The sequence below is a fragment of the Muriicola sp. genome (assembly GCF_041567615.1).
Lineage (GTDB): Bacteria > Bacteroidota > Bacteroidia > Flavobacteriales > Flavobacteriaceae > Muriicola.
Genome location: NZ_JBFGBM010000119.1, coordinates 1 through 8,489, shown reverse-complemented (window position 1 = coordinate 8,489; position 8,489 = coordinate 1). Strand labels below are relative to the sequence as shown.

The following is an 8,489-nucleotide window of genomic DNA, read 5'->3' as shown; positions in this document are numbered from 1 at the left end:
TCCGTTGGCACCAGATTCATATAATATTCAAGGGAGTATTTCTGATCCTCAGTCAGGTTTTTCGGTGTATCCGTTCCTGCAAGGGGTTCTGCCCCGATCTCCGTTGCCTGGCCGGTAGCCTTGTTGCTCCATCTCCAGTTGTCCTCCAGGGTGCGATTGCCCCACCTCCGTTTAAATTCGGTCTTTCCGTATCCCAGGCTGGTGATGTTGTAGAAATAGAATTTACCCCTGTTCTCCTTTCCCCCTTTTGAGGCCCCGAAAGCAGCGAATCCTGCTTCGAGCTTGGCCTCCTCCTTTGCGATTTCTTCCTCTGCCTCAGCCTTTAGTGTATCTATGTACCCCTGGAAATACCTCTCCCTTTCGGCTAGGGGCATGTTATAGAGCGTGATGACACTGTCTGCGTATTGCACCGTGCCTTCATAAGCAATCACATCCTCCAGATTATCAAGTTTTTTTCGAATAATGCGGTATTTCTTCGTGTTTTCCGATAGATTGGGAAGGACACTGTCATAGTAAGCCCCCGCTGTCTTGTATTCGCTTTTTTCAAAGTGGTATTCAGCCAGGTCCTCATAATTCAGCGCGAGTAATTGAGTAGACCTCCCGGCGATCCTGAGTGATTTGTTGTAATAAGCCAGGGAAAGGCTGTCCTGATCGAGGGTATTGTAATAGACGGCTATCTGCCTGTAGATTTTATCGAGAAAGGGACGGTTCTCCCTGTTTTCCTCCAGCCAGGTGAGATATTCCAGGAGTTCCTCCTTGTTCTGATCCGTGATCTCCGTATTCATGAGTTTCTGCAGGTGAGCATTTACCCAATAGACCCGGGGTGTCTTCCGCTGTAGTTTTACGATGCCTTCAAAGGCCAAATTAGCGCTGTCCTTATATCCCAACTCATTGTACAACTGCCCTATGATAAAAAGATAGCGACCTTTTTCCGAATTCTTTTTGGTGTATGCCGTGGCGATCTTCAGTTGCTGAATGGCCGTATCCGGAGCCTTCAGGTTGATGTAGGCCTGGGCCATCATTGCCCGGGCATCGGCGTATTCCTGGTCTTTCAGGCGTTCGAGCCTCATCAGCCTTTTTAAATTCTTGATGGCCAGCTCCTCATTGGAGAGTCGGATGTTGGTCTTTTCCCTCCAGATGGTGGCTTCGTTCAGCTTATCGCTGTCCGTGTATTTTTGAAGTACATAGTTAAAAGCCTCAATGGCAGGTACATATCGCTGGTCAAAATAACGGGCTTTGCCCAGCAGTAAAAAGGCTTCGTCTGTCTGAGGGTTGCGCTCTTCCCCCCTGATCTCCATGCTGTGTTTCTGTATGGCTTTGGTGGCCTTGTCCTCAGCCCTCTCAAAATTGGGATTGTTGTCCTCAGAATCGAGTTTGATATCTTCGGTGACCTGCAGTCGTTCTACTGGCAAGACTTCCCAGTAATTATCCCTGTAAGACTCGTTGAGTTGTTCCCTTCCTTCCTCAAAGGCGAGATTGCCATTGTAAAGGACGTTGTATTTGGTGTTCAGCGCATGCCAGTTGCGGTTGACAAAAGCATCCTTTTTGGTTGAGCAGGAACTCACCAAAACAGACCCCGTTAGGAAAAGGGCATAAAAAGTACTTCGAAGCTTCAAATTTCGCGATGTTCGTCCCTAATGTAAACTGCAAAAGCCCCCGTTTAGTATGTAGCTTCTCGATAAAATGCACCTGAGATTTCCCTTCAGGTGAAAAGTAGGATCGGAAATATATAAAAGCCGATCCTCAACCCGCAAAAAATGACTCCAGTTCCCTGAGGGTTTGAGGGGAGGTTTGGATATCCCTGACTACTTCTCCCTTGTTCAGAACTACGATCCTCTCACATACCTCTGTGACATGCATTAAGTCGTGGCTGGACACAAGTACGGTAACATCCTTGTCAGAGGCGAGATCCCTGATGATCTGTTTTAAACGGATCTGTGTTGTTGGGTCGAGGTTCGCAAAGGGTTCGTCCAGGATGACCACTTCGGGATTCCCGATAAAGGAGGCGACGATCCCTACTTTTTTCTGATTCCCCTTGGAGAGGTCCCTCAAGTATTTCTTCTGACCGAGGATCTCCCCGTGGAAAAAGTTCTCAAAACCGCTGATCAGCGCATCCACATCCGCCTTATTTTGTCCCCTCAATTCTCCGATAAAATAAAAATACTCCTCGGGGGTAAGGTATCCGATAAGGAAGGTCTCATCAATAAAAGCTGAGGTAAAAGGTTTCCAGGCTTCACTGATATCTACCTGTACCCCATTGTTGAGGATCTTTCCCGTGGTGGGCTGGATCAGGTCGAGCAGCAGGCTGAAAAAGGTTGTCTTCCCCGCCCCGTTGTTCCCTACCAGGCCAAAACTCTGGCCTTTCGGAATCTCCAGGTTAGGGATATTGAGTACGGTCTGGGAACCGTAAACTTTTGTGATGTCGTGTACTGAAATCATAGCGTTTTGCTGAGGTTATGATGTTTGTTTGTACGCCAGTAAGGTCTTGTATTTCTCTTTTTTGTAGATCTTCTCTATCAATTTGAATACCTGCTCCTTAAAGACATAACCCAGGATCCCCGAGAGGGCTACCGCCAGGTATCCGGCAAGCGGACTTATCAGATAGTACGCTGCGGCAAACACGATCAGGGGAAGGACCAGCTTAGGGATCGTTAGCAACATCGTCTTTATATTGAACGCCTGTTTGTCCCCGAATGCTTTTTTATTGGAGGTAAGGTCGATCGGAGTCTTTATATAGGCCCCGCCCCAGAGTACGAGGTATGAATTCACCCCAATATTATAGATGGCCCCAACCACGATGGCCATATAGGCCTGCCAGCCGAAATACAGGTAAAATGAAGACAGCAGGGTCGTGATGATGGTCGCAAAGACGATCAGGTACCACTTGGAGGAAATGTATTCCCTGTATTGGATATTCTGACTCATCATCAGTGGATAATAGGAACTGTCCCAGCTCGGGACAAACTGCCCGAAGCTGAAGAGGAAGCCCCCCGAGACAAAGATCCCTGCAAACATCCCCCATACGGGGCCTTCATACGTTTCTATACTTCCGGTAAAAAAGAGAAGTCCGTAAAAGATAAAAAGGACCCCCATGATGACCGAGGTCCGGGATCGCTTGTTCCTTTTTATGAGTTTTATATCATTCTTAAGGAACGTTCCCAGGTTCCCGAAACGGTTGAGCCAGGTGAAATCCTCTGTTTTGGCTTCCTCGTGTTTGGTAGCCAGTCCCCCGTCCAGGTACATGTGCTTTCGGAAGTACCTGAAAGAGGCTACTACCAGCAGGACCAATATCAAACAGGGTATCAGCGCATATACGGCTCCATAGGGCAGATCGAAGAAGGAATCGAATACAGGGGCTGTGTAGGTCGTTATGTCGAACCAACCCTTGTATTGCATAAATCCAAATATCGCGAGCAGGGCAACTACCGGATAAAAAACCTTGTCGAGGTTATTCATCATGATGTTGAGGAAGTTGTTGCAAAAGAATAGAGCCATCACCGCTATATGCCAGGTGATAACGGCAAGGGGATGATAGTCCTGGGTGATGAGGACAATAGAAAACGGAACGAAGAAAAAAGCATGCATCCAGTTAAAAAAGGAGAAGACGGTCTTGCCCAGGGAATAGGTGACCACTTCATTCTTTTTGAAAGGCATGTAGAGCAGGGGCTTGATGTTCAGGATGGGCATCTTCTGAAACATGTAACGGATATAAAGGTCGAAGGCCAGGTAGTAGATCATAAACCGATTGACGACCCGCAGAGGGTCTCCCAATCCCTGTTTTTTGATGATGAAATAGGATCCTACCCCCAGAGAGAGAAAGACCAGGATAAAGGAGAGTGCCATAAAGATCATCAGGATCTTGTAGGCGAGGTTGGTCTTAAAGGATGCTGCGCGGAAGAAAGACTTCCATTGAAGGACAAAAAAATGCTTAAACATGGCCCGGGGTCAATTCATTTGGTGGGTTAGTCTGCCAAATATAGGATTTGTTACATAATTCAGATATTCCGCAAAATTGCTATCGAATTCCTCTTCCAATCCTTAGTTTTGCAAAAAATTTTGCTAAATGAGCACATTTTACTCCTTATCTGTTGCTGACGTAAGGTCTTTGACTCCTAGTTCAGTGGCTATTTCCTTAGCTGTTCCGGATGACCTGAAAGAAAAATTTGCATTTAAATCCGGCCAATATCTTACCCTGAAACAAGAGATCGATGGGAAAGAAGTGAGACGCTCTTACTCCATATCCAGCCATCCGTCTGATGACAAACTGACGATCAGTATTAAAAAAGTGGAAGATGGGATATTTTCTACCTGGGCTAATGCGAACATCAAAGCCGGGGATTCAATAGAGGTCATGCCCCCTGCCGGGCATTTTGTGTTTCCTCCTTCGGGCCAGGCCAAACACATAGCGGCTTTTGCCGCCGGTAGTGGTATCACTCCCATCTTGAGTATTGCTCAGTCCGTCCTGGATGCTGATTCGGACAACACTTTCGTCCTTGTCTATGGGAATCAATCCCCGGAGGAAACGATGTACTTGAAAGAGATTCAGGAACTCTCTGATAACTATCCCGACAAGTTTTTCGTTCAGTTCCTGTTCAGCAGAACAAGGGAAGAGGATGCGTTATTTGGACGGATCGACGGATCTATCGTAAACCTCATCACAAAAAATAAGTTCAAGGATCGCGGTTTTGATCACTTTTACCTCTGCGGGCCTGAAGATATGGTCAACGAAGTAAAGGACACCTTAAAGAACAATGGGGTAGACAATGGCTGTATACATTTTGAACTCTTTACCACATCCCAGGAGGCGGAATTATCTGATCTCGAAGGGCAGACCCAGGTTGAAGTCACTTTGGATGACGAGGTCTTTTCCCTGGTCATGGACAAGAAGAAACTGGTCCTGGACGCCGTCCTGAACGAGAATATCGATGCCCCGTATTCCTGCCAGGGAGGTGTTTGCAGCACCTGTATAGCCCGCGTGACAGAAGGGAAGGTCGAAATGGTCAAGAACCAGATCCTGACAGACAGTGAGATAGAGGAAGGATTCATACTCACCTGCCAGTCGCATCCAATAACCTCAACCCTCAAGATCGACTATGACGATGTGTAAAGGGCGTTTGTCTTATTCTGATTTGACGCTGAGTCCTTCCAGTACCCGGCAAGCATGGTCATAGCCTATGGTGTAGGCTTTTTCTATCGCTTTTTTGTCAAAAACCCCGATGTGTTCCAGTTCGACGGGTTCAAAAATAATATCGCAACTCCTGATTTTCTGCCGGTTGATGGCATAGACCATCAGGCTCGTGGTCCTGGAAGCAAGTTGGAAGGAGGAACTTATTTCCTTTTTGGATACCTCCCTTACCATTGATACATTGCTGCCAATGACAAAATCGGCTTTGCCTTTCAGGGGTTCTGAGGGAAAATTATTCATGATGCCTCCGTCGGCGTAAAGCATATGGTTCATTTCAACCGGACTGAAAACCGGGGGAAGGGCGGCAGAAGCGAGCAATGGCATAATCAATTCCCCTGTAGAAAAGACCTCCTCTACTCCCTTTTGTAAATTGGTGGTCATGACATAGAGCTGCTTGTGCAGGGACTCAAAATCTGCAAAAGGGATATATTCCTTGAAGATAGGATAGTAGCGTTCTGTATCTACCAGGCCGGGTTTATTGATCGTGACGAAGTTGTATTTGAACAATGGGGTCTCTTTGAAAAAGGCAAGCATATCCTTCAAATCCCTTTTCCCTGCATACAAGGCTCCGACCAGCGCTCCAACGCTACTACCCGAAATGACAGAGGCTTCGATATGGTGTTCCTTGAGCGCTTTGAGCATTCCAATATGGCCCATACCCCTGACCCCACCACCGGACAGAACCAAACCCACGGACTTATTTTGCAGAGCAGCTAGATTCATACGAATAATTCCTACTCAAAGCTAAGAATTTGCCTCAATTCCTCAGAACTCAATTCATTAGATAACAAACTACCCGGTTTGTACCCATCCATGGGCGCAATAACCTGCCTGCATTCCGTGCAGATTATCGGAATACCCGCTTCACTGATCGGTATAAGCCCGCATTTTTCTGTGGTTTTGAAAATAAAAAACCGACCCAGGGGTCGGTTCGGCTTATATGAACCCGAGAGAGACTTCTACAACTTAATCCAACGTTAAATCGGTCGGGTACTTACTCATTTCATTGTAAGTTTGGCACAATTCGACGACGAAACAGATATCTTTGAAGGCAATCATCAAACGGCCTTGGTTTTTGGGTTTAATAATGCGATCATAAACCCGAAGTTAAGGTCAAATTAAATTTCCTATCATGGCAAATACATATTACGAACCTGCAGATCTGAGAAAATTCGGAAAGATCACCGAATGGAGCGAAGAACTGGGAACCAAATTCTTTGATTACTACAACAAGGTCTTTGAGGAAGGAGCGCTTACTGCAAGGGAAAAATCCCTGATCGCCCTGGCAGTGTCCCACGTGGTTAAATGCCCCTATTGCATAGATGCCTATACCAAGGATGGACTGCAGAGAGGGATCACCAAGGAAGAAATGATGGAAGCTGTACACGCTGGGGCCGCTATTGAAAGCGGAGCCACCCTGGTACACGGAGTGCAGATGATGAATAAATACAACAAATTAAGCATGTAGGGAACGGGTCTTAATGATCCGGTTACCTAGACAAAACAACAGGAATGGCAACCAAATCACTGAAAGCCCGGCATAAAGAGTTGGCTAATACCCAAAGACAACTGGAAATACTGAGTAATGGTATTTTCAGGGAGGGGGAACTACCCTATTTCAAGGATAAAATTGCCGAAATCGGCATGTTTCCGCTCAAACCACGCAAGCTCGAGGTCCTTCAGATCAATGTAGGCTATATGTGCAACCAGGTCTGTGAACACTGTCATGTTGATGCGGGACCGGATCGAAAAGAGATTATGACACGGGAAACCATGGAATTGTGTCTTGAGGTGATCCGGAATACCGGCGCACATACGCTCGATCTAACAGGGGGTGCCCCGGAGATGAACCCCAACTTTCGCTGGTTCGTGGAAGAAGCCGCCAGGGCAGGCATTCAGGATTTTATCGTAAGGTCTAATCTGACGATTATCAAGGCCAACAAAAAATACCATGACCTGCCCGAGTTCTTTAAAGAATTCAATATCCATGTGGTATCCTCCATGCCGCATTACACACGTGGTAAAACGGATAAACAGCGAGGTGAGGGGGTTTTTGATAAATCGATTGCCGCCTTGCAGGAACTCAATGCCGTGGGTTACGGTATGCCCGATAGTCCCCTGAGGCTTGATCTCGTTTACAACCCATCGGGAGCCTACCTGCCCGCAGACCAGACGGCTTTGGAACGCGATTTCAAGAAAGCTTTACGGGAGGACTTTAATATCCATTTCCACAATCTGTTTGCAATCACCAACTTGCCAATATCCCGATTTCTGGATTACCTCATCGCGTCGGAGAATTACGAAGATTACATGATCTCCCTGGTGGATGCCTATAACCCGGAAGCCGTACAAAACGTCATGTGTACCAATACGATCTCTGTCAGCTGGGATGGCTGGCTGTACGATTGCGATTTCAACCAGATGCTGGGCTTAAAGGTAGCCGGCGGGATCAAGCACATCAAAGATTATCAGGAAGACCTGCTCAATGACCGGAATATTGTGATCTCTCAGCACTGCTACGGATGTACTGCAGGGGCAGGAAGCAGTTGCCAGGGTACGGTAGCTTAAAAAGCTCACAACCCGGCGTAATTCTAACCGTTTTCCCGGGTATTTTCACTCCCCCAGTGCATTTTATCGGGAAAAATAACCGACCAAGTGGTCGGTTTAAAATGCCGAAACAGGACATTTTCTACTCATTTTTACTTCTTATCGATTTTTCGAAGGGTTTCACCTTGTGAAATCCAGTAAGGATACACTTCCCGGGTTTTAGTTATAGACCACATGGTCTGATAAACATAAAAACCCAGATCTCATGGATAAGAACTTAAAACGCATGGCGACCATGCACAGGATGCAGGCAAAAGGCCTTGAATTATTTTACAAAAAAGGTTTTTACAATACGAGTATTGATGATATCCTAAAAGAGCTATCCCTTTCTAAAGGAGCTTTTTACTATCACTTTCAATCCAAAGAGGACTTCTTTATCAGTATAGTACAAAACCTTGTCGTCAGAAAGGTCTACAGCATGCTGATCGAACCTATTGAAGGTGAATCCGATCCTTTTACGGCTATTGAAAAATGCTTTGAGAATGCCCTGGCCACTGCGGAACACAACCAATTGGATTATGGTTTCGTCCTGGGGAATTTCATGAATGAATTCAACGGCAGGAACGAAGAGATCTCCAAATACCTCAGGGACATATACAAGGTATGGGAGGTCAATCTGGTAACCACACTTCAAAAAGGCAAAACCGACGGCTATGTGGCCCGTCATGTAGACAGTGAAGGCGTTGCTGCCTATCTC

The 8,489-nt window shown here is 46.4% G+C and carries 8 protein-coding genes; 4 read left to right on the top strand and 4 right to left on the bottom strand.

Going from position 1 to position 8,489, the window contains the following annotated elements:
* The 3 genes from ABYP73_RS09075 to ABYP73_RS09065 all read right to left on the bottom strand — a co-directional run.
* Positions 1-1,616, bottom strand: a 1,616-nt coding sequence (locus ABYP73_RS09075; protein ID WP_372974107.1) for a tetratricopeptide repeat protein, incomplete at its 3' end; no start/stop codon positions are given.
* Between the two features lie 127 nt (positions 1,617-1,743).
* Positions 1,744-2,439 (bottom strand): ABC transporter ATP-binding protein, encoded by a 696-nt coding sequence (locus ABYP73_RS09070; protein WP_372974106.1) that lies wholly within the window; start codon positions 2,437-2,439, stop codon positions 1,744-1,746.
* A 15-nt stretch (positions 2,440-2,454) separates the two neighbouring features.
* Complete coding sequence (locus ABYP73_RS09065; protein WP_372974105.1) at positions 2,455-3,936, bottom strand: DUF5687 family protein; 1,482 nt, start codon at positions 3,934-3,936, stop codon at positions 2,455-2,457.
* Positions 3,937-4,063: 127 nt separating this feature from the next.
* Here ABYP73_RS09065 and ABYP73_RS09060 point away from each other — a divergent pair, with 127 nt between their 5' ends.
* Positions 4,064-5,107, top strand: coding sequence for a 2Fe-2S iron-sulfur cluster-binding protein (locus ABYP73_RS09060; RefSeq protein WP_372946048.1), 1,044 nt, complete (start codon positions 4,064-4,066; stop codon positions 5,105-5,107).
* A 12-nt stretch (positions 5,108-5,119) separates the two neighbouring features.
* Here ABYP73_RS09060 and ABYP73_RS09055 read toward each other — a convergent pair whose 3' ends face one another.
* A complete protein-coding gene (locus ABYP73_RS09055; protein ID WP_372974104.1) occupies positions 5,120-5,908 on the bottom strand; it encodes a patatin-like phospholipase family protein in 789 nt (262 codons plus the stop codon).
* Between the two features lie 409 nt (positions 5,909-6,317).
* Between ABYP73_RS09055 and ABYP73_RS09050 the strand changes: the two genes are divergently transcribed.
* The 3 genes from ABYP73_RS09050 to ABYP73_RS09040 form a co-directional block, all read left to right on the top strand.
* Positions 6,318-6,653, top strand: a complete 336-nt coding sequence (locus ABYP73_RS09050; RefSeq protein ID WP_372946050.1) for an arsenosugar biosynthesis-associated peroxidase-like protein — start codon at positions 6,318-6,320, stop codon at positions 6,651-6,653.
* 44 nt (positions 6,654-6,697) lie between these two features.
* On the top strand, positions 6,698-7,753 hold the full coding sequence (gene arsS, locus ABYP73_RS09045) for an arsenosugar biosynthesis radical SAM (seleno)protein ArsS (RefSeq protein WP_372974103.1): 1,056 nt from the start codon (positions 6,698-6,700) through the stop codon (positions 7,751-7,753).
* A 244-nt stretch (positions 7,754-7,997) separates the two neighbouring features.
* On the top strand, positions 7,998-8,489 hold a 492-nt coding region (locus ABYP73_RS09040), incomplete at its 3' end, for a TetR/AcrR family transcriptional regulator (protein ID WP_372974102.1).

Excerpts from the sequence above, each read along its gene's own strand:
- arsS (WP_372974103.1), top strand. The coding sequence starts at position 6,698 with ATGGCAACCAAATCACTGAAAGCCCGGCATAAAGAGTTGGCTAATACC.
- ABYP73_RS09065 (WP_372974105.1), bottom strand. The coding sequence starts at position 3,936 with ATGTTTAAGCATTTTTTTGTCCTTCAATGGAAGTCTTTCTTCCGCGCA.
- ABYP73_RS09070 (WP_372974106.1), bottom strand. The coding sequence starts at position 2,439 with ATGATTTCAGTACACGACATCACAAAAGTTTACGGTTCCCAGACCGTA.
- ABYP73_RS09060 (WP_372946048.1), top strand. The coding sequence starts at position 4,064 with ATGAGCACATTTTACTCCTTATCTGTTGCTGACGTAAGGTCTTTGACT.
- ABYP73_RS09050 (WP_372946050.1), top strand. The coding sequence starts at position 6,318 with ATGGCAAATACATATTACGAACCTGCAGATCTGAGAAAATTCGGAAAG.
- ABYP73_RS09055 (WP_372974104.1), bottom strand. The coding sequence starts at position 5,908 with ATGAATCTAGCTGCTCTGCAAAATAAGTCCGTGGGTTTGGTTCTGTCC.